The 21,031-nt window shown below is 62.9% G+C and carries 19 protein-coding genes and 1 riboswitch; of the genes, 5 read left to right on the top strand and 14 right to left on the bottom strand.

Translation table 11 applies throughout. The features are described 5' to 3' along the window. Positions 1-70: 70 nt before the first annotated feature. Entirely contained in the window at positions 71-1,231 is a 1,161-nt protein-coding gene (locus WNZ15_RS06015) for an MFS transporter (protein ID WP_342892051.1), read from the bottom strand. 120 nt (positions 1,232-1,351) lie between these two features. Between WNZ15_RS06015 and WNZ15_RS06010 the strand changes: the two genes are divergently transcribed. Continuing rightward, the gene (locus WNZ15_RS06010; protein WP_342892050.1) at positions 1,352-2,557 is read left to right on the top strand and encodes a protein phosphatase CheZ; all 1,206 of its coding nucleotides are present in this window, start codon (positions 1,352-1,354) and stop codon (positions 2,555-2,557) included. Between the two features lie 333 nt (positions 2,558-2,890). Here WNZ15_RS06010 and WNZ15_RS06005 read toward each other — a convergent pair whose 3' ends face one another. From WNZ15_RS06005 to WNZ15_RS05995, 3 genes are all read right to left on the bottom strand, one after another. Continuing rightward, complete coding sequence (locus tag WNZ15_RS06005; protein ID WP_342892049.1) at positions 2,891-3,886, bottom strand: threonine/serine dehydratase; 996 nt, start codon at positions 3,884-3,886, stop codon at positions 2,891-2,893. 143 nt (positions 3,887-4,029) lie between these two features. Further along, positions 4,030-5,079: a glycosyltransferase family 1 protein gene (locus tag WNZ15_RS06000; RefSeq protein WP_342892048.1), complete on the bottom strand. Its 1,050-nt coding sequence runs from the start codon at positions 5,077-5,079 to the stop codon at positions 4,030-4,032. Continuing rightward, positions 5,076-5,879 carry a UDP-2,3-diacylglucosamine diphosphatase gene (locus WNZ15_RS05995; protein WP_342892047.1) on the bottom strand — a complete coding sequence of 268 codons (804 nt, stop codon included), beginning with the start codon at positions 5,877-5,879 and terminating at the stop codon, positions 5,076-5,078. Before WNZ15_RS05995 ends, WNZ15_RS06000 begins: the two co-directional genes overlap by 4 nt. Before the next feature lie 329 nt (positions 5,880-6,208). On the opposite strand from WNZ15_RS05995, the gene WNZ15_RS05990 reads away from it, so the two are divergent. Next, entirely contained in the window at positions 6,209-6,988 is a 780-nt protein-coding gene (locus WNZ15_RS05990) for an SDR family oxidoreductase (RefSeq protein ID WP_342892046.1), read from the top strand. Positions 6,989-7,068: 80 nt separating this feature from the next. Here the strand turns inward: WNZ15_RS05990 and WNZ15_RS05985 are convergent, their stop codons facing one another. From WNZ15_RS05985 to WNZ15_RS05970, 4 genes are all read right to left on the bottom strand, one after another. Next, positions 7,069-8,274 (bottom strand): outer membrane protein transport protein, encoded by a 1,206-nt coding sequence (locus WNZ15_RS05985; RefSeq protein WP_342892045.1) that lies wholly within the window; start codon positions 8,272-8,274, stop codon positions 7,069-7,071. A gap of 593 nt (positions 8,275-8,867) precedes the next feature. Further along, positions 8,868-9,995 (bottom strand): TRAP transporter substrate-binding protein, encoded by a 1,128-nt coding sequence (locus tag WNZ15_RS05980; RefSeq protein WP_342892044.1) that lies wholly within the window; start codon positions 9,993-9,995, stop codon positions 8,868-8,870. Between the two features lies 1 nt (position 9,996). Beyond that, a complete protein-coding gene (thiD, locus tag WNZ15_RS05975; RefSeq protein ID WP_342892043.1) occupies positions 9,997-10,803 on the bottom strand; it encodes a bifunctional hydroxymethylpyrimidine kinase/phosphomethylpyrimidine kinase in 807 nt (268 codons plus the stop codon). A 32-nt stretch (positions 10,804-10,835) separates the two neighbouring features. Continuing rightward, positions 10,836-11,609 carry a hydroxyethylthiazole kinase gene (locus WNZ15_RS05970; RefSeq protein WP_342892042.1) on the bottom strand — a complete coding sequence of 258 codons (774 nt, stop codon included), beginning with the start codon at positions 11,607-11,609 and terminating at the stop codon, positions 10,836-10,838. 128 nt (positions 11,610-11,737) lie between these two features. Continuing rightward, positions 11,738-11,848: riboswitch (TPP riboswitch) on the bottom strand. Positions 11,849-11,995: 147 nt separating this feature from the next. Between WNZ15_RS05970 and WNZ15_RS05965 the strand changes: the two genes are divergently transcribed. Both WNZ15_RS05965 and WNZ15_RS05960 read left to right on the top strand, forming a co-directional pair. Continuing rightward, positions 11,996-12,232 carry an Lrp/AsnC ligand binding domain-containing protein gene (locus WNZ15_RS05965; protein WP_342892608.1) on the top strand — a complete coding sequence of 79 codons (237 nt, stop codon included), beginning with the start codon at positions 11,996-11,998 and terminating at the stop codon, positions 12,230-12,232. 72 nt (positions 12,233-12,304) lie between these two features. Then, the gene (locus WNZ15_RS05960) at positions 12,305-12,703 is read left to right on the top strand and encodes a hypothetical protein (RefSeq protein WP_342892041.1); all 399 of its coding nucleotides are present in this window, start codon (positions 12,305-12,307) and stop codon (positions 12,701-12,703) included. Positions 12,704-12,779: 76 nt separating this feature from the next. On the opposite strand, the gene WNZ15_RS05955 is transcribed toward WNZ15_RS05960, so the two are convergent. Continuing rightward, positions 12,780-13,781 (bottom strand): DMT family transporter, encoded by a 1,002-nt coding sequence (locus tag WNZ15_RS05955; protein ID WP_342892040.1) that lies wholly within the window; start codon positions 13,779-13,781, stop codon positions 12,780-12,782. A 363-nt stretch (positions 13,782-14,144) separates the two neighbouring features. On the opposite strand from WNZ15_RS05955, the gene WNZ15_RS05950 reads away from it, so the two are divergent. Next, positions 14,145-15,158: a putative transporter gene (locus tag WNZ15_RS05950; protein WP_342892039.1), complete on the top strand. Its 1,014-nt coding sequence runs from the start codon at positions 14,145-14,147 to the stop codon at positions 15,156-15,158. 80 nt (positions 15,159-15,238) lie between these two features. On the opposite strand, the gene WNZ15_RS05945 is transcribed toward WNZ15_RS05950, so the two are convergent. The 5 genes from WNZ15_RS05945 to WNZ15_RS05925 all read right to left on the bottom strand — a co-directional run bounded on the left by WNZ15_RS05945 (position 15,239) and on the right by WNZ15_RS05925 (position 20,958). Further along, positions 15,239-17,536, bottom strand: a complete 2,298-nt coding sequence (locus tag WNZ15_RS05945; protein WP_342892038.1) for a xanthine dehydrogenase family protein molybdopterin-binding subunit — start codon at positions 17,534-17,536, stop codon at positions 15,239-15,241. A gap of 153 nt (positions 17,537-17,689) precedes the next feature. Further along, a complete protein-coding gene (locus WNZ15_RS05940; RefSeq protein ID WP_342892037.1) occupies positions 17,690-18,751 on the bottom strand; it encodes a succinylglutamate desuccinylase/aspartoacylase family protein in 1,062 nt (353 codons plus the stop codon). Further along, positions 18,748-19,653 carry a 30S ribosomal protein S6--L-glutamate ligase gene (rimK, locus tag WNZ15_RS05935; RefSeq protein WP_342892036.1) on the bottom strand — a complete coding sequence of 302 codons (906 nt, stop codon included), beginning with the start codon at positions 19,651-19,653 and terminating at the stop codon, positions 18,748-18,750. The genes WNZ15_RS05940 and rimK overlap by 4 nt, the downstream gene beginning before the upstream one ends. Then, positions 19,650-20,198, bottom strand: coding sequence for a RimK/LysX family protein (locus tag WNZ15_RS05930; RefSeq protein WP_342892035.1), 549 nt, complete (start codon positions 20,196-20,198; stop codon positions 19,650-19,652). Before WNZ15_RS05930 ends, rimK begins: the two co-directional genes overlap by 4 nt. A 178-nt stretch (positions 20,199-20,376) precedes the next feature. Beyond that, on the bottom strand, positions 20,377-20,958 hold the full coding sequence (locus WNZ15_RS05925) for a VOC family protein (RefSeq protein WP_342892034.1): 582 nt from the start codon (positions 20,956-20,958) through the stop codon (positions 20,377-20,379). Positions 20,959-21,031 lie beyond the last annotated feature (73 nt).

Genomic DNA, 21,031 nt, shown 5'->3' with positions numbered 1-21,031 from the left:
ACGACTTTCTGGACGAAGTCTGTCCCCGCAGAACGTCCAAAACGGGAACACAAAGCAGACCCTCCCCCCCTCACGCCATCCGCCGGCGCACCAACGGTGTCAGGGCCAGCATGATGAGGGTTCCGGCAAGGGACACCACGGCCATCAGATGGAAGGGCCAGTCCGGGTTGATGTCGTAGAGCGCGCCGCACAGGCTGAGGCCGACGGCCATCTGGATGCCGATGGAAGTTGCCAGGAGGCCCTGACCGGTGCCGCCCCAGCGGCTCGGCACGACTTTCGCGAGGATGGCGACGGCCCCCAGATGGGCCGCGCCGAAGGACAAGCCGTGCAGGAGCTGCAGCGCCGCCATGGTGGCCAGGGTGTCGGCAAGCGGGAAAAGACCCCAGCGCAGCACCGCGGCAACCCCGGCGGCAATCAGAAACACCGGCGGATCGAAGCGCTGCGCGAGCTTGCCCGCCACCGTGAACAGCGCGATTTCGGCCAGGACCCCAACCGCCCACAAGCCCCCGATGACAAAATCCGGCACCGCCATGGCCTGCCAGTACAGCGTGCCGAAGCCGTAAAAGGCCGCGTGACTGGCCTGAAACAGCCCGAGCACGGCGATCACGGGCCAGAACCACACGCTGCGGAAAGGTGTTGCGACCGGCGCGGCGCCGGAAGTCTGGCCGTGACCGGCTCTCTCCTGGCGCGGCAGGGACATCGCCACGGCCCCGGTTGCCAGGGACGCGGCCACGATTGCCAGAACGATGATCCACGAGGTCCCTGCCGCGGCAAGCGCACCGCCGACCAGGTTGGCAAGGACGAAGCCCGCGGAGCCCCACAGCCGCATCCGGGCATAATCCGCGCCGGTATTGCGCTGCACGTCGAGCGCATAGGCATCGCTCAACGGCACGATCGGGGCATTCATCACCATGTAGCCGATGACCGCCACGGCCAGCAGGGAGGAGCTGCCGGGAACGAACAACAGCGTCAGGAAGAGCGCACCGGTCAGCGAATACACCAGCACGGACAGGCGCCGCTGGCCGGTCCTGTCGGACAGGTTCGACAAGGCCGGGCTTGCCGCGATGCGCAAGATCGTGCCCGCGCCGAGAATGAATCCGATCTCCGCAGCGCTCAGGCCGCGAAAACCGAGCACCACGGGAAAAAACGGCAGGAACAGACCAAAGCCGAAAAAATGGCCGGCAAACAGGCCCGAAACCCTGGCGCCGATGGAGGGGAGAGAAATTGACATGTCATTCCTGACGAGGAATCGCCTAAAAAGGATGTTAACGATTTTCGCCGTACCTTGCAGGAGGAGTTGCCCGTGTCACGGCAATAATCGACCCTCAGGCAAGTTGAGAATCGCGGCCACATGAAAGCGGAAGCAACACAGGAACAGCCGGAGCTGATCGGCGAAGCCGAATATCATACTCTTGAACAGACGCTGATGGAATCCGATCGCGGACGTCGGTTTCTGAAAGAATTCCTCAATCGGCACAAGACGCCCGAGACCACTGAAATCCTGGGAGCCATACACCGGCTCGAGAAGGTCGTGACTCGCGAGCGGAAGGTTCCGGATCTCGACAAGATCCGCCTCGATATCGGCGAAATGCACGAGGCGATCGAGCGGACCAAGGCCGAGATCTCGAATATCAAGGCCGAAGGCGAGGAAAGCAACCGGTTCGTCGATGCCTCGCACGAACTCGACCTGATCGTCACGCAGACCGAAGGCGCCACCCAGAACATTCTTGAAGCTGCCGAGCAGATTCAGGAAAAGGCTTGGGTGCTGCGCGAGAACGGTGCCGACAACGCCACCTGCGACGAAATCGACGCCAGCGCGACCGAAATCTTCATGGCCTGCAGCTTCCAGGACCTGACCGGACAGCGCACCAACAAGGTGGTGCAGGTTCTGCGGTATCTGGAAAGCCGGATCAACGCGATGATCGGCATCTGGGGCATCGAGGAGCGGGAAGCCGACGAGTCGGCCGGACCTGTCGACAGCCGCCCGGACTCGCACCTTTTGAACGGTCCTCAGCGTGAGGGCGACGGCGTCTCCCAGAACAACGTCGACGAACTGATGTCGGTGAGCGACGACGTCTTCGACGCGGCGATCAAGGCAACCGATGCCGCCTCGGACACGCCTGTCCATGCGAGCGATGCGGACGTGGATGCCATCATGGCCAGCGCTGGCGCAAGCGATGCCGGCGACGACACGTCAGGCGACGGCGAACCGATGGACGCCTCCGCGATTGACGATATGTTCGCCGCACCGGCCGCCGCGGACGCCGCCCCGGAAGAGGACGTGGCCGAAGTGGCTGCGGCCGAAGCCGAAGAAACCGGCACTGACGATGCGGACGCCACGCTTGATGAAGACGCGATTGAAATGCTGTTCGACGCCGAGGTGAACGCCGAAGCAGAAGAAGCGAAAGCGGAAACAGAAGCTGAAGCAGAGGCAGAGGCAGAGGCAGAGGCGGAAGCCGACGCAGACTGGGAACTGACCGCGGAAGCTGCCGAAGAAGACGGTGAAGATGCCCTGAAAAGCCTGACCGAGGCGGAACGCCAGGCGCTCTTCAACTAGGCAGGCAGGCGACGGAATCACGAAAGGCGCTACCGGTCCGGTGGCGCCTTTTCGCATTTCGGCAGCTCTACACCGGACGCCTCATACCAACCTCAACAAATAGGAACCCATTGGATGGCTTGTTCAGGGCTGCCGTGCGCAGATCGGCCTGGTTGGCCGGTCAAGGGGCGCAACGCAGTCCGGTGGGTCTGAACAAGCCACCGGAGGCCCTGACATGAGCGTGTTCCGCTGCGTCGCGCGTCTTGGCTGATGTCCCACATCGCCCTGCGACACGCTCCTCACGGAACACTCTCATGTCATGGTCGAATGGGTTTCTATTTATTGAGGTTGGTATCAGGCGGCAAGCGCTGTCATCAGCATCTGCGGATCAATGTTGCCGCCGGTCAGAACAACCCCCACGGTCTTGCCGGCCAGGGGCAGTTTTCCCGACAGAACGGCGGCGAGCGCCACGGCACCGCCGGGCTCCACCACGAGCTTCAGCTCAGTGAAGGCAAATGCGACCGCGGCAAGCACCTCCCTGTCCGTCACGGTCACGCCTTCCCCGGCCAGCCGACGCAGAATCGAAAACCCGATTTCGCCGGGGCTGTCTGACAGAAGCGCGTCGCAGATCGACCCGGTCTTTGCCGGGTTGGAGAGGATTTCGCCGGCTTCCAGCGACCGCTTGTAGTCGTCGAACAGGGCCGGCTCGACCGTATGAAAGCGTGTCGCCGGCGATCTGGCGGCCAGCGCAAGTGCGATGCCGCTGGACAGGCCGCCGCCGCCCGTACAGGCCAGAACATCATCCAGTTGAAGACCGAGCGCAGCCGCCTGATCGGTCAGTTCCAGCCCGACGGTCCCCTGCCCGGCAATGACCGCCGGATCGTTGTATGGATGAACGAAGGTGGCATCGGTCTCCCGGCAAAGCGCTGCGGCAATGACTTCCCGGTCCTCCGTTTCCCTGTCATAGGTCACGACCCTGGCTCCCAGGCCGCGGGTGCGCTCCAGCTTGATCGCGGGGGCATCCGCAGGCATGACGATGGTCGCCGGCATGCCGAGCAGCCGCGCGCCTGACGCCACGCCCTGGGCGTGATTTCCGGAGGAACAGGCCACCACGCCCTTCGGCCGGTCTTCGGCCGGGATCTGGCAGAGCCGGTTGAACGCACCACGAAACTTGAACGACCCGCTGCGCTGCAAGTTCTCCGGCTTGATCAGCACCCGGGCCGAAGCGCGCTCGTCCAGAAGCGGGTGCCGCAACACCGGCGTTACCAGCGCCTCATCGCCGATCCGTTCGGCCGCCGCCAGAATATCCTCAAAGGAAACCGCCAGTTCGGAAGTCTTCGGGTTTGCCATCGACAGGCTCCAGTTCCAGGAAAGAGTTACCGGCCGACAGTGATTTCACAGCACGGCACCAGGTGCCAGCGAGAAATTGTCCCGGTGTCAATTTGCCGGATCGGCATCAAAGCCGGGAGCGTGGGGCTAAGGCCCCGGCCCGATTATTCCGCAGCCTTCGCGGGGGCGGAGCGGGCATTGTAGAGATCCCGCGCCTCGATGCAGTTCTCCAGGAACTGGCGCGCACTGGCCGCCCAGGTGTAGTTCATGGCGATTTTCCGGCAATGATCCCGGGGAATGTCCAGGGCCGCTTCGCATGCTTCCCGAAGGTCCTTGGAAAGAACGCCCGAGCCCGTGTCGCCGATGACGTCCAATGGCCCCATCACCGGAAAGGCCGCCACCGGAACACCGCAGGCAAGAGCTTCCAGCATCACGTTGCCGAACGTGTCGGTCATCGAGGGAAACACGAACACATCCGCATCGGAATAATGCCGTGCGAGATCCTCGCCCACCTTCGATCCGGTAAAATGCACGCCGGTGTATTCGCGGCGCAGGCTGTCGAGCTGCGGGCCGCCGCCGACCACCACCTTGGAGCCCGGCAGATCGAGATCCAGAAACGCCTTGATGTTCTTTTCGATGGCGACCCGGCCGACATACATGAACACCGGACGCGGCAGGTCGGCGGGCAGGACAGAGCCTTCATAGGGTTTGAACAACTGCTCGTCCACACCCCGCGACCAGCGCATCAGGTTTTCAAATCCCCGCTCGCGCAGATCCTGTTCGAGAGACCGCGTCGCCACCATGCAGCCGCTGGCGGAATTGTGGAACCAGCGCAACCATTTGTAGGACCAGGTCAGCGGGACCGGCAGCCGGGCCGACACATATTCGGGAAAGCGCGTGTGGTAGCTGGTGGTAAACGGCCGGCCGGTCTTCTTGGCGACACTCGCCGCGAGCATTCCGAGCGGTCCCTCGGTCGCGATATGCAGATGCTCGCAGCCGTAGTCCTCGATCTTGCGCCGCACGATGCCGCGATGGGTCAGGGAGAGCCGGATTTCCGGATATGTCGGACAGGGAAGTGTCTTGAACTCCAGCGGCGACAGAAATTCGACGCGCACGCCGATCGCCTCGAGTTCTTCCGCCGTACGTTCCAGCGACCGGACCACACCGTTTATCTGCGGATGCCAGGCATCCGTTACAATCAGGATCGAACTCATGCGGCGACCGGTGCTTCCTTGGATTTCACCGGCGCGGCTGTCGCCTGGGTATTGTCCACCCATCGGATCACCTCAAACGTACCATCGTGGTGTTCGGCAACGGCCGTGCAGCTTTCGACCCAATCGCCTGTATTGATATAGTGGATTCCGTTCATGTCGCGGTCGGCGGCATGATGAATATGACCGCAGATCACGCCGTCCACGCCCTGCCGGCGCGCTTCGTCGGACAGGGCCTCTTCGAAACGCCCGATGAAACTCACGGCGTTTTTCACTTTCAGCTTTGCCCAGGCCGACAGCGACCAGTAGGTCAGACCGAGCCGGCGGCGTACGAAATTCACCCAGGTGTTAATGCCAAGGGCGGTCACATAGGCCTTGTCACCGAAAAAGGCCAGCCACTTGGCATGGCGGATGACCACGTCGAACTGGTCACCGTGGATCACCAAGTAGCGTTTGCCGTTGGCGGATTCGTGCACGATGCTGTCTGCGACCTCGACCCCGCCAAAATGGGTCCCGAGAAAACTGCGCAGGAACTCGTCGTGATTGCCCGGAATATAGACGATCCGCGCGCCCTTGCGGCCCTTGCGGAGGATCTTCTGGACGACGTCATTGTGTGCCTGAGGCCAGTACCAGGCGCGTTTCAGGCGCCAGCCGTCCGCGATGTCTCCGACCAGATAGAGGGTTTCTGCATCGTAGTCCTTCAGAAAGTCGAGCAACAGCTCCGCCTGGCAGCCGCGCGTACCAAGATGAACATCTGAAAGAAACAAGGCCCGATAATGTCGCGAAGCCTCAGCGGTCGACATGGCGCATCTCCAAAATCCTGTTGGGGCGCTATAGACGCGATTCAGGTATCACTATTATGACAACGCCGGGAACGGCCAGGGCCGCGTTTGTCTTCCACCGGGATGATTAGAACCTCATGCCCCTGGGGAATGGCGCAGGTCTATCGGCTGCCCGCGCGTGTGAAATCTTGTCGGGTCCGTATCGGGCTTGCGGCATGACCTTGCCTCCCCTCGCCCGCTGCCCCTGAACCGGGTCCCTCATCTGCCGCCTTGCTGCCGCGCTGCGGGTTTGACAGCTCCCGCTTCGGGGGTCACATAGGGACCCACAACCATCACAAAGGAGATCGGTCATGGAGCTTGGCCTGGAAGGCAAGAAGGCAATCGTGTGCGCATCCAGCCGCGGACTGGGCAGAGGCTGCGCCGAAGCACTGGCGGAAGCGGGCTGCTCGATCGTTCTGAACGGACGTGACGAGGCCGCTCTGGCGGCGACACGCAGCACCATCGAGGATCGATTCGGTGTTGAGGTGCGCGTCGTGGCGGCTGATGTTTCCACCCGTGCGGGACAAGAGGCTCTGCTGTCCGCCTGCCCCGAGCCCGATATCCTGATCAACAACAATGGTGGACCGCCCCGCAAGGACTATTCGGAACTTGATCGCGAAGCGCTTCTTGAAGGGGTCCTCCAGAATTTCGTGACCCCGGTCGAACTGATCCAGGCCGTCACGCCGGGGATGAAGCAACGCGGTTTCGGGCGCATCGTCAACATCACCTCCCTGTCGGTCAGGATGCCGATCGAGGGCCTTGACCTGTCCAGCGGGGCCCGGGCCGGACTGACCGCGTTTCTGGCCGGCGTCTGCCGCCAGCTCGCCCCGCACGGTATTACCGTCAACAATCTGCTGCCCGGCAAGATGGACACGGACCGCCTCAAGGGCGGTTTTGCCCGCGCCGCCGAGCAAAGCGGCCGCAGCATCGACGCGGTTCGGGCCGAACAGGCTGCCGAGATCCCCGCGCAGCGTTTCGGAACGGCGGAGGAGTTCGGACAGACCTGCGCCTTCCTGTGCTCCCGCCAGGCCGGCTACATCACCGGCCAGAACATCCTGCTGGACGGCGGGCTGTTTCCGTCGGCCTTCTGAGACCGAAAGCCGTCCATCGAAACGCGAAAGGCCGGGGAACACCCCGGCCTTCCTTGTTTTCGTGACCCTGAGGATTCGGTTCAGAACTTGTAGCGCAGCGATGCTGAGACAATGTTCACGTGGCTGTCGACATCCGCGGCGTAGGTGCCGAAGGTCGAGTTGTAGTCCTGATGGTCCGCATCGATGTTGATGCTGGTCGATTCCGGGATGATGTGGGTGTAGCCCAGATCAACGGACAGGTGCTGGTTGAAGTTGTAGCTGGCACCGGCGGACAGCCACCAGCGATTGTTGTCCGGCAGACGGGTCGAGCGGATTTCCTCGTCGATCGGGGAAATTTCATACCCCAGACCGGCGCGCAAGGTGAGCTTCTCGTTGAAGTCGTACTCGCCTCCAAGCGAGAAGAACCAGCCGTCATCATAGTTGAAATGCAGGGTGGTCAGCGTGGCGCCGGTTGCGTCGGAGATCGCCCGCGGCGATTTCAGCCGGCTCCAGTTGGTCCATTCGACGGTTCCCAGAACCCGGAACTTGTCGGTCAGCCGCTGTTTGGCGGAGATGTTGACCATATCCGGCGTCACCACGCCAAGGCCGATCGCACTTCTGGTCCCGCTGGCGAACAGGTCGCCTTCCAGATCGTGACCGACACCAGAGCGGTAGCCGATGCCGATTTCGGTGCCTTCGAAGGGACGCACGGTCAGACCGGCCGTGACACCGAAACCGATGCTGTCGCCCTTGATCTCGTTCGACCGCGGAAAGCCTGCGCCCGAGGTCGCATCGGCGGACTTCAGGGAGACGTCAAGATACTGAACCTGGACGCCGACCGCGACCGTGACCATGTCGTTGATCTGATAGGCGATGGCCGGGTTCACGTTCAGGGAAAAGACCGAGGACGACCTTGAATAAAACTGGCCGGCCCAGTTCAGATCGGGTTTGGTGGACAGACCGAAGGGCGCATTGATGCCGACACCGAAGATCAGCTTTTCGTTGAGCCGGTAGGCGGCGTAGGACGCGGGAATGAAAGCGTCGGAGGCGATATCGCCGCTGCCGACGGACGACGTTCCCAGCAGCCCCCCGGACAGGGTGCCATCGATATCCGACACCGGGAACAGGCCCGAGCTGTGCGCCTCCACGGTCAGCCCCTGCTGTGCGCCCATCAGGGACGCCGGGTTCCAGTACATCGACGAAATGCCCCCACCCGTCGTTCCGTATCCCGCAAAGGACATCCCCTGAAAATAGGCACTCTGCTCACGCAGCGCGAAGCCACCTGCATGCGCAGTTCCCGCAATCATGGATAGTGCTATCGCAGTCGATGCAAATAGAACCGAATTTTTGTTTGCGCTCTTCATAGCGTTTCCTCCCTTGTCCGCCCCACCGGGACGGGTCACGACATCCAGTGACTGATTTTTCGGAGAAAGAGCCGGGATACAACACAATAATAAAGGCGATTGCGTATGCGACAACACATGTTGCAACGCAAAATACGATGCAAGAAGACGAGCAATTTCTACCGGAGGGCTTCAGAAACTTCCCAAACAACACTTCCGGAGACTGTTCTTCATGGTATCGACACACTTTCGATCACTTGCCCAAAAAACAGGCAACAACTCCATGACCTTCCGATAACGTCAATTAGCATCGCAACGTTGCGACTTTGTCACAGGTTTCCTAAGGGAATATGTTCACTTCTTGCCATAAGTGCCTTGCAACATCTTGGTAAAAACATCGATGGCAAGTCTTCCCTCCCGGCCAGATCCGGCTCGACCCCAGGACACCGGCCTGCCCTGCCGGGGTCTCCTGGGGTGGTCTCCGGGGGTGGTCTCCGGGGGTGGTCTCCGGGGGTGGTCTCCGGGGCGATCTCCCGAATCCGCTCCGGCGGACCGGGTCAATCCCGACGCGCAGGGCGCTCGCCGTCCCGTGCCGCCATGAACCGGCGCATGGCGACATCGCTCCAGGGCGAAAGGCGGGACAGCGCAGCCTGCTGACTGTCGTGGATCCGCCTGCCGAGGGCGTCCTTGTCCGCGAAGTCCGCAAGGACCTTTGCGGAGGTCTCTCGCAGGGCCGTCATCACGTCGTCCGGATAGGGCAGCACGGTGACCCCGTCCCTTTCCTGAAGCAGACGCAGGGCCCCGGCATTTTCCCAGTCGCTTTCAGCAAGCGAGCGGCCGTTTTCCGCCCGGCAGGCTTCCAGCACGATGGCCCGGAGATCCTCCGGCAAACCTTCGAGCGCCACCTGATTGAACAGCGCTTCGCCGGTTCCGTTCGGCTCGTGGAAGCCGGGTGAGTAATACGAGCTGGCGACCTTGTGAAAGCCCATTGCCCGGTCGGACCAGGGACCCAGAAATTCCGTTGCATCCAGAACGCCGCTCTGAAGGGCCTGGAACAATTCGCCCGGCGGCAGGCTGACCGGTGTCGCGCCGAGCCGGCGCATCACTTCGCCGCCAAGACCCGGCATGCGGATCTTCAATCCCCTCAGGTCGTCGAGGCCAGTGATTTCGCGCTTGTACCAGCCCCCCATCTGCACCCCGGTGTTTCCCGCCATCACCGGTTTCAGTCCGAAAGGAGCGTAGAGTTCGTCCCAGAGCGCCTGCCCGCCACCCTGTTCGATCCAGCTGATGTGCTCATGCGGCAGCAGGCCGAAGGGGATTGCGGTGAAATAGACGGCGGCCGGGATCTTGCCCTGCCAGAAAAACGAGGCCGTGTGCGCCATCTGCGCCGTACCGGCGGAAACCGCGTCGAAGACGCCGAGCGCCGGCACCAGCTCTCCGGCCGCAAACAGCCGCACGCGCAGCCGCCCCCCGGACATCCTGCCGATGCTGTCGGCGATCCGCCGCGCGGTCACGCCGGGTCCGGGCAGGTTCTTCGGCCAGGACGTCACCATCTTCCATTCGATGGTCGCCCCGTCCTGTGCAAGCGCCGGCGCGGCCAGTGCCGCCGTGCCGGCAGCCGCGGACGCCCCCAGAAGAGCTCTCCGGTCGATCAGCCTGGTCTTGTGCGAACGTCCTTCGGACATGTCATTTGCTCCAGATTTCATGAAAATGGTGGACCGGTCCGTGCCCTGCGCCGATCGCGAGCCTGTCGGCGGCGGCAATGGCCGCGTGGACATAGGACTTGGCATCCCGGATCGCGCTGTCCAGGTCCTTGCCGAGGGCCAGTCCGGCCGCGATCGCCGAGGACAGGGTACAGCCGGTGCCATGGGTGTTGTCCGTGGCGACCCGTTTCGCCCGCAGCCAGGTCACGTTTCCCAGCGAATCCGCGAAAAGATCCGCGCTTTCGTCGGTGGTGCCGTGTCCGCCTTTCAGCAGCACCGACCGTGCACCGCGCTTCAACAGGCTGTCGGCCTGCGCGCGCATGGCCGTTTCACTGTCCGCCATCGCTGTCTCCAGCATCCGGGCGGCTTCATGAAGGTTCGGCGTGACGACATCCGCGCGCGGCACGAGCACCGACATCAGGCAGTCGACGGCGCTGTCGGCCAGCAGCGGGTCTCCGGACGCGGCCACCATGACCGGATCCAGCACCACCGGTCCCGTGTCATGCCGCGTCAGCCCCTCGGCAACCGCCTCGATCACGTCGACACGTGCCAGCATGCCGATCTTGGTCACGTTCACCTTCAGATCCGAATAGACCGCATCCATCTGCGCCAGAACGAAATCGGGCGGCACCTCGTGAAGCGCGCTCACGCCCAGCGTGTTCTGCGCGGTCAGGGCCGTCAGCACGCTGGCGCCATAGACACCCAGTGCGGAAAATGTCTTCAGGTCGGCCTGGATGCCGGCCCCACCGCCGGAATCCGAGCCTGCTATGGTCACCGCGATCGCGGTCATGGCGTCTCCTTCGTGTGTTCTGAATACATGTTTCAGGCGGCCTTGAGCCGGGCCTCGATATCGCCCAGGCTCATCGCGTAAAGCGCGTCGAGCAGTTCGGGAACCAAGGTTCCCGGCCCGCCGGCCCTGGCGGCCGCCATTTCGCCGGCGATGTTGAACACCGACAAGCCACAGGCGGCAGCCAGCGCCCGGTCGGGCTCGACGCTGGCAAAGGCGGCCAGAACCGCGCCGCCCGCGCAGCCCGTGGCGGTGACACGCGCCATCAGCGCATGTCCGTTCATGAGCCGGAAATCCCCGCCCCTGCTCTCGATCTTGTCTTCCGCGCCGGTCACCGCAAACACTGTGCCGCCCGCGATCAGCTTTTCCACGCTGTCGCGATCCGGGAACAGCGCCTCCATTTCCGGCGCGTTCAGACGCACAAGATCCGCCCCGTCCGCCAGCAGCTTCCCGGCGAAGGCGCAGCGGACGGGCGACCGGTTGACGAAGACGGGATCGAGGCAGACCGGATGCCCGGCCGCCCGCGCCGCCTGAACGGCAAGCGGGATCGCCACACGGCGGCTCGCATCGAGTGTTCCCAGATTGACCAGCAGCGCGTCCGCGCTCGCGGCAAAGCCGGCGACTTCGTCTTCGGCGACGGTCATGGAGGGCACGGCACCGAGCGCCAGCAACACATTGGCGGTGAAATTCTGGGCGACTGCGTTGGTGATCGCATGAACGCGTGGCGACTTCTGACGCACCCGCTGCAACAGATCGTGAACCGTCACAGCGGCAAGAGGCGCGGTGGATGCGGCGACACTGAGGCTCATGAGACACCTCCGGCAACGGCTGACCACATGCCGGTTACGTCTGTGCCGAGATCGCACATTCCGGTATCGCCAGCGCCAGTAGCGCCAGTTCCGGCATCGCAATGAAACTGAAACGGGCCGGTGGCCCAGAAGGTCATCATCTCAAATCCCTCCGCCGGTACAAGCCGGATCAGGTTCAAGGAGTTGGCCAGCCGCCTCTCAGCCCGATCCACGATCGCCGGGCACCCCCATGAGATATCGAACAGCTAACAAGGCTCGACCTGCATTGCAAGTCCCTGATCGCTGCGGGACATTGCCAACGGACAGCAGAAGCGATTGACTGGATTGGCGAGATGCGCGATGTCCTAGGTCATCATTTTGCACTGTCCCAGCATCCGGAGCGCCGCATGACCCCGTTTTTCGTGATGATCAAATGCCAGCTCGGCAAGACCTACCAGGTCGCCAATGCGATCGCGGACGCGGAGATTGCCTCCGAGGTCTATTCCACCAGCGGCGACTACGATCTTCTGGTCAAGGTCTACATCGAAAACGGCGCGGATATCGGCCATTTCGTCAATGAAAAGGTGCATCCGATCGATGGCATCCAGGACACCAAGACGATCATCACCTTCAAGGCCTTCTAACCATCCTGCCACCCTATGGACGCAGGCTGCCCGAACGTGTTTTCCACCGCTCCGATTGTCAGGAGAAGTCCCATGCGTATTTTGAAATCCGCCGCCCTCGTTTTCGGTCTCAGCCTCCTGCCGCTTCCGGCGACCGCCCAGGGCATGCCGCCGGAGCAGATCAAGCAGATCCTCGACGTGACCAAGGCAAACTGGGTGTCCTTCCGCGACTGGCAGGGCCAGGATCTGGTCTATTTCACGCATCTGGAAGCCTGGAAGTGCGGCATCGAATATGTGTTCTACGGTGTCAACGACGGCCCGATCGACCAGGAGTGGGCGCTGGACGATTGCAATCCGGACAATCCCAACGCGGTATTGAAGGACAAGCCCTACATCGCCCGGCCCGGCGGCTCGGTGCAGTCCGTCAGCGTTCAGTTGATCTACCCGGACGGCACGAAAAGCCCGGTCGAGCGTTTTGAATACAAGCGGTAACGGTCACGGGATTCGGGAGCTGCTGACTGGGCGGGCGGATCGGGACTGAACCCTGCCCCTGCCCGTAAAGGCAATCTCACGATCTCGACGGCGACGAGGCCCGGCGGGCCTTGGTCCGGTCGAGGCCCAGCTTGTGCTCGCGGTAGATGACGAAGATCCCGGCGGCGATCACGATCAGCGCCCCGGTCACGACTTCCGGCACGGGCACCTCGGAAAAGACCACCCAGCCGACGATGATCGCCCACAGCATGTTGACATAGTCGAACGGGGCGATGGTGGATGCATCCGCGAAACGGTAGCTCTGGGTCAGCAGGATCTGCCCGACCCCGCCGGCAAGGCCGATCAGGACCAGAAGGCCGGCGGTCGGAAGATCCGGGACGATCCACGCCTGCCCGGGCAGAACCAGCCCGAGCGGCAACGTCAGCAGCGCCAGCACGGTCGAGGATCCGGCAAACCAGGTGACGATGGTCGACGTGCGCTCCGTCTCGCAGAGTTTGCGCACGGTGATCATGGCGAGCGCGGCGAAGCCGGCCCCCACAACCCCCAGCATTGCGCCGAACTTGGACGGCCCGTCGAGATCTCCTTCGCCGAGATGCGGCGACAGCACGACCAGAATACCGATGAAGCCGACGCCGACCGCGCTCCAGCGATAGATGCGAACGGTTTCACCGAGCAGGAAGAAGGCCAGCACGACCACAAACAGCGGTGTGGCAAACCCGATGGCGGTGGCATCGGGCAGAGGCAGAAGGTAAAGCGCGGTGAACGAGCAGACCATCGCCGACAGGCCGACCGTTGCACGCGTCAGGTGCCTTCTCGGGTTGGCTGTCCGGAACGCGAGACTGAGTTCGCCCCGCATCGCCACCATCATCAGAACCGGAAACAGGCCGAAAAAATTGCGCGCGAACACCAGCTGGCCGATGGGAACCGTCTCCGCGGCAATCTTCAATGCCGTCGCCATCACGAAAAAGACCAGCGTGGAGGCCAGTTTCAGGCTGATGCCGAGCAAGGGGGCCTGCCGGGTCATGCCGGTCGGGGCCGGCGGACCCGCAGGCCCGGATTTCAGGGTCGAAGACGCCATGTCGGGGATATCCAGATGCCGGCAGAAACGCCCCCCGAAAGGAGGGTCGGGCGCACGCAGACCTGAGAAAGTCCAACGCTGCATCCGGACGAATTTCTGCGGCGGTTTTCGGGTGCCCGCCTGCCGGCGGACGACGTGAGGGACGGGTTCAGTTGGGACAGGACAGCCAGTATCTCGTGACAGCGGCCCCTTTGCAATCTGCCGAAGCAACATTTCGGCGCACCCGACCCCATGTCCACTCGGTATTTGTGCCCGGTCGCGGTCAAAACCTCTTCAAAACCGCTTCATCGGGCGCCACCGCTCTCCCTTTGCCGGAGCGGTTATCTATAATCAGCGAAACCCCGATTCGAGAGGCTCGACCACATGTTCCGTTCCTTTTTCCAAAACCGCACATGGTTCCTGTGGGCCTGGGTCGGGTCGGTGCTCATTCTGTGGGTGACCTGGTACAAGGTTCAGCTCGATGTCAGGATCAACGAGTGGTTCGGCAGTTTCTACGACATGATCCAGAAGGCACTTTCAGAACCGGGCAGCACCACCTTCGAGGCCTATATGGCGGAACTGTCGACGTTCTTCTGGATCGCCGCGCTTTACGTTGCCATCGCCGTCGTTCTGGATTTTTTCATCAAGCATTTCATCTTCCGCTGGCGCACCGCCATGAACGACTACTACATGGCCTATTGGCATGTGGTGCGCGACATCGAGGGCGCCGCCCAGCGCGTTCAGGAAGACACCATGCGCTTTGCCCGGATCATGGAGGGGCTCGGGGTCGCCTTCATGCGCTCGGTGATGACACTGATCGCCTTCCTTCCGCTTCTGTGGGAATTGTCCAAGAACGTCACGGAACTGCCCTGGATCGGGCCGGTGGACCACGCGCTTGTCTATGTCGCCCTGCTGTCCGCAGCGTCCGGCACGGTTCTGCTGGCCGCGGTCGGTTTCAAGCTGCCGGGCCTGGAATTCAACAACCAAAAAGTGGAAGCCGCCTATCGCAAGGAACTCGTCTACGGCGAGGATCACGAGGATCGTGCCAGGCCGGAAACCGTGGCCGAGCTTTATGCCGGCGTCCGCAGGAACTACTTCCGGCTGTTCTTCCACTATCTTTATTTCGATGTGGCCAAGTGGTCCTACCTGCAGGCAACCGTTCTGGTGCCTTATCTCGCCCTGGCGCCGACCATCATCGCGGGAGCGATCACCCTGGGCGTGATGCAGCAGATCGTTCGGGCCTTCAGCCGGGTCGAAAGCTCGTTCCAGTACCTGGTCAATGCCTGGACGACGATCGTGGAACTGATTTCGGTCTACAAGCGTCTGAGGGCGTTCGAGACTCATATCTGGGAGTACGAGCGCAACGGCGGCACACCCCAGCCGATGCCCGTGGAATAAGGGTCACACTCTAGGAGCCGCCCAGGCGGGCGGCTTTTGGAGTGCTGCAGGACCGTGCCGAAGCGGTGAAACGCCGGCGCCTATCTTGCCGCCTGGATCGCTTCCCAGACCCGAAGCGGCGTTGCCGGCATGTCGATCAGGTCGGTGACGCCAGCGCCTTCCCTGAGGGCCATCTGCAGCGCATTCATCACGGAGGCACAGCCGCCGATGGATCCGGCCTCCCCGGCCCCCTTGATGCCCATGGCATTGGTCGTGGAGGGAATATTGCGGGTCTCGAAACGGATTTCGGGAAGATCGCCCGCCCGGATCATCTGATAGTCCAGCAGGGACGCCGTCAGGAGCTGACCGTCGTCATCGTAGACCGTGTGTTCGCAAAGCGCCTGGCTGATCGCGGACACCGTGCCGCCATGGACCTGGCCGACCAGCAGCATCGGGTTCACCGTGACACCGAAATCATCGACGATGACATAGTTCACCACCTTGACGTCACCGGTCTCCGGATCGACTTCCACTTCGCCGATATGGGTTCCGTTCGGATAGGTGGCTTCGCTCTGCGAGACCTCTTCGCTTGCCTTCAGCGTTTCCCCCGCCGAAGCGGCGATCTCGGCCAGTGTGACCTGCTGGTCGGTTCCCACCACCCGTACGACACCGCTGTCCAGTTCAAGATCCTCGATCCCGGCTTCCAGTTTGTCGGCCGCCAGTTCCTTGACCTTCTTGACCAGCGCGATGCTGGCATCGCGCACCGACGGCAGGCCGATGGGGATCGATCGTGAGCCCCCGGTGCCGCCGCCCTTGCGCACCCGATCGGTATCGCCCTGGATGAATTCGATGTCCTCGATGGTCACGCCGAACTGCTCGGCGACGACCTGGCTGTAGGCCGTTGCGTGCCCCTGGCCGTTGGTCTGTGTGCCGATCAGCAGGGTCAGGCCGCCAGAGGCATCAAGTTCGAGTGTCGCTTCCTCACTGCCGGGAAAGGCGCAGGCCTCCACGTAGCTGCAGATGCCGATGCCGCGGTATTTGCCGTTTGCCGCACTGGCCTGCTGACGCGCCTTGAAGTCCGCCCAGCCGGCGACCTCGAGGGCCCGGTCCAGATGGCCCGCGAAATCTCCCGTGTCGTACATGCGCCCGGTGCCGGTGGTGTAGGGCAACTGCTCCGGCCGGATGAAATTCCTCCTGCGGATTTCCACCGGACCAAGCCCGGTCTCCTCGCCGGCCTTTTCAATCAGCCGCTCGATCAGATAGGCGGCTTCCGGCCGCCCCGCCCCGCGAAAGGCATCCGTCGGCACCGTGTTCATGTAGACCCCCTCCACTTTGGCGAACACGGCGGGGATGTCATAGAGACCGGAAGTCATGGACGTGCCCACATAGGGAATGAACGGTCCGAACTGGTGCAGATAGGCGCCCATGGCGGCCTTGACGTCCACCCTGAGCCCGAGGATCCTGCCGTCGCTGTCTAGCGCCAGCTCCGCATGGCTGAGATTGTCCCGGCCATGGGCATCGGTGACGAAATGATCCATCCGCTCGCCCGCCCAGCGCACCGGCCGGCCGAGTTGCTTCGCCGCGATCATGGCCAGCGGATACTCCCGGTAGCAGAACCCTTTCGTGCCGAACCCGCCACCGACTTCCGGCGTGATCACCTGCAGGTCTTCCTCCGGAAGGTCCAGTATTTCGCAGATGACGTTGCGCATGCCATGGCCGCCCTGGGTGCCCAGGGTCAGCTTGAAACGCCCGCTTTCAGGGTCGAATTCGGCCACGCAGCCGCGCAGCTCCATGTAATTGGCGACGACGCGGTTGTTGACGAGATCGACGGAGACGATCTTGTCCGCGCCGGAAAAGGCCTCTTCCGTCCGGGCCTGATCGCCCTGACCGTAGGTAAAGGCGACGTTGGTTCCGAAGTCCGGCCAGACCTTCACCGCATCCGGCGCAAGCGCGTTTTCGATCCCGACGACCACGTCCAGAGCATCGTAATCGACCTCCAGCGCTTCGGCGGCGCTGCGGGCTGTCTGAAGGTCATCGGCAACGACAAACGCGATCGCATCGCCCACATAGCGCACCTCGTCCGCGCACAGCACCGGCTGCTCCGGAACCCGAAACCGGGATCCGTCGATCTGCTTCAGCAGGGCCTTGCACGGCATGGTTCTGCCGGCCAGCTCTGCCCCGGTCAGAACCTGGCGGACCCCATCCATCGCGCGCACGTCCTCGACATTGTCGAGCCGGATCCGCGCGTGGGCCATGGCTGAACGCAGGACGTACCCGTGCAGGCATCCGTCCGGCTTGTAGTCCGCCGTATAGACACCGCGCCCGGTCAGGAGCGGTTCATCTTCCTTGCGGCGCAGCGCGGCGCCAACGCCGAATTTCGGAGTGACCATCTGGTTCATGAAACTGGACCTGCTAATTTGGGAAGGCAATCCCGAGAACGATTGAGCTTTGTTCGCGACGACCGGGTTGAACATAGCGCCCTGAGGGCACCTGGGCCAGAGGGGCTTGATGTCCGATGCACCGGCGAGAACGCTTTGTCTGTTCCGACGAAGTTATATGATTTCATCCTCGTCGAACAGGGGATCGGCTTCAAGTTGGGACGCGAGACTGTCGAGGGTCAGTTCCGCGTCGTCTTTCTCGCTGATGGCGGCAATGTGAAACAGTCCGTCGCCTTCGTTGACCACTGGCAGATGGGTCCGCCCCACGATCAGGCCGCCATAGTCCGCAATCACGTCCCGTTCGTTCTCGCCGAAGGGATCGGAGACGATCCCCAGCAGCATGCCCGGCTCGATCATGTCACCGGTCGACTTGAACGGTCGCAACAGCCCGCCCGCCGGAGCGCGCACCCAGTAACTGGACTTCGTCAGCATGGAGCGGGCCTTCGGCCGTGTGATGCCCCTGGAGCCGACCATCTTCAGCGCCCGCATCACCCTCAGGATGCCGGAGACGCCGGCACGAATGGCCATCTCGTCGAAACGCAGGCCCTCCCCCGCCTCGAATACCAGCACGTCGGTCCCCTTGGCCTGGGCGGCCGCGCGCATGGACCCCTCGCGCAGTTTCGACGTCATCATCACCGGAGCGCCAAAGGCCCGCGCCAGGGACAGGGTGTCCGGCCGCGTCGGCGAAAACCGGATCTGCGGCAGGTTGATGCGGTGGATCGCCGCCGAGTGCAGGTCGATGCCGTAATCCGCCCGGTCGACGATCTCGCGCATGAAAAGATGCGCCAGCCGTCCCGCCAGGGAACCGCGCTGGCTGCCGGGAAAGCACCGGTTGAGATCGCGGCGGTCCGGCAGATAGCGGGAATGGTTGAGAAATCCGAAGGCATTGACGATCGGCACGACCAGCACCGTACCTTTCAGTTTCTCAAGTTCAGGCGCGTCCAGTTGCGGTGCCTTGAGGATCCGCCGCGCGATTTCAACGCCGATGATCTCGTCGCCATGGACCGCCGCACTGACAAATAGAACGGGCCCCGGCTTGCGCCCGTGCAGCACATGCACCGACATGGTGACCGGGGTGTGGTCCGACAGCACGCTGACCGGCAGATCGATCGTGCGCCGGGTCCCCGGAGCGATCTTGTGATCGCCGATCTCGAAGGCCTTGACGCGCGGGCTCAACCGCGTCCCTTTGTCTTGGTCTTGCCGGCTTGCGCGGTCTTGCTGAGAAAGTCGATGATCTTGCCGGCGACGTCGATCCCCGTGGCTTTTTCGACCCCTTCGAGCCCGGGTGAGGAATTCACTTCCATGACCACCGCGCCGTGGTTGGACCGCAGCATGTCGACCCCGCAGACGTTGAGCCCCATGGTCTTGGCCGCCCTCAGCGCCGTGGAACGTTCTTCCGGCGTGATCTTGATGGAATTCGCGGTGCCGCCCCGGTGCAGATTGGACCGGAACTCGCCCTCCGCCCCCGTGCGTTTCATGGCCGCGATGACCTTGCCGCCGACAACCAGCGCGCGGATGTCCGAACCGCCCGCCTCCTTGATGAACTCCTGCACCAGAATATTCACATTGGCGCCGCGAAAGGCCTCGATGACCGACTTGGCCGACCGTTCCGTGTCCGCCAGAACGACCCCGATTCCCTGTGTGCCTTCCAGGAGCTTGATCACCACGGGGGCGCCGCCGGCGGTCGCCAGAACTTCCTCGGTCATTTTCGGATCATGGGCGAAGGTCGTGACCGGCAGACCGATCCCGTCGCGCGCCAGCAACTGCATCGAACGCAGCTTGTCGCGGGACCGGCCGATCGCAACGGATTCATTGAGCGGGAACACCCCCATCATCTCGAACTGGCGCAGCACGGCAAGACCGTAAAAGGTGATCGAGGCCCCGATTCTCGGGATCACCGCATCGAACCCGGTCAGCTTGTCACCGTTGTAATAGATCTCCGGCCGCCGCGAGGCGATGTTCATGTAACACCGCAAGGTGTTGATGATCTCGAGTTCGTGCCCGCGCTGCTCGGCGGCTTCCTTGAGGCGTCGATGCGAATAGAGCTCCGCGTTCCGCGCCATCATTGCAATCTTCATCGGTCCTCGTCCCCTGGTCTCGGTAGGGTGGCTGAGTCTTGGCGGGTAGCTGAGCGGTGGTTGGTCACCTGTCGCGTGGCACCGGCCACGTCCGGCTTGCCGGCCAGAAACGACCGGCCCGCATGCACCAGAACCTTGTGCCGCCGGATGGCCGTGCGCCCGAGGATCATGTCAAAGCCCATGTTGGTCCGGTCCGCCAGCGACACGTCGACCTGCCAGCGATGGCTGCCCAGATGCAGCAAGGTGCGTATGACAATCCGGCGCTCCGGCACGCCGCTCGTATTCTTGATGCTGCGCTCGTCGAGAACCGGTACTTCAACCCGGAAATCGCTGTGATAGCGGGACGCGGGAACGCGAAACCGCACCCAGTTCCGGCCGTCCCGGTCGAAGACTTCCTGATTCTCTGCGTGAAGCGCGGATGTCCGCGCTCCGGTATCGATCTTGGCACGCATGTCGAACACGCCCAGTTCAGGCAGACTGACGATTTCACGCCAGCCGATCACGTCGTCAGCGGCGGCGGGACGCTTCTTTTTCGCGGTTTTCATTCATTGAAGTCCTGGCGCCCCGTCACGGGATCACCGATTGGTTCACTTGCCGGGCGAGGATGGCATGGCCTGCATTGCGGCGCAATATGGGACAGCCCCGTGCCCGCGCCGCTCCTGGCCGGCAGACCGGAACAAGCCATCGAACAGGCTATTGTGTGTTGAGCTTGCCGATGTGCCTTCAATAGGGATCTTTCGGCGTCCTGTCCTCCGACAGGCTGCGCCGCCTGTCCCGGGTCAGAAGTTCGATCGCGTCCGCCAGATGCGCTTCCTGGATATTGTAGTCGCCGCGGGCGACCCGGATGCGGTGAGCTTCCAGCATGACCTCGCCCATCGGCACCCCCTGCGGTGGCACGAAGCGGTAGCTTGCCAGCTCGATCAGCAGACCGAGTGGGTCACGGAAATAGATCGAATCCATGAACCCCCGGTCTTTCGGGCCGCTGTGCTCGATGCCGCGCGCATCCAGCCGTCCGGCGATCTGGCGAAACGTCGCCTGGGACACGTCCAGCGCCAGATGATGGACGCAGCCGATGGTCTGCGGTGCCGGCTCCCGGTCCGGTGTGCGCTCCTCGCTGGTGAAAATCGTGATCAGCCGGCCATCGCCCGGGTCGAAATAAAGATGGCTCTGGTCCGCATCGTCCAGATTGGGCTGTTCGAACACGAAAGGCATGCCCAGTAGACCCTCCCAGAAATCGATGGAGGTCTGCCTGTCGGCCCCGACCAGCGTGATGTGATGAATGCCCTGTGTCTGGATCTTCTGCATGGTTTGCCGCCCCTGTTTGGAGGATTATGCCGTTCCGGAGCGAATGGGCCAACCGCAGGGCCTATCTTTCTGG

The sequence above is a fragment of the Roseibium sp. AS2 genome, from assembly GCF_038900065.1.
In the GTDB taxonomy this organism is placed as follows: domain Bacteria; phylum Pseudomonadota; class Alphaproteobacteria; order Rhizobiales; family Stappiaceae; genus Roseibium.
This window is presented reverse-complemented; position numbering and strand designations above follow the sequence as displayed.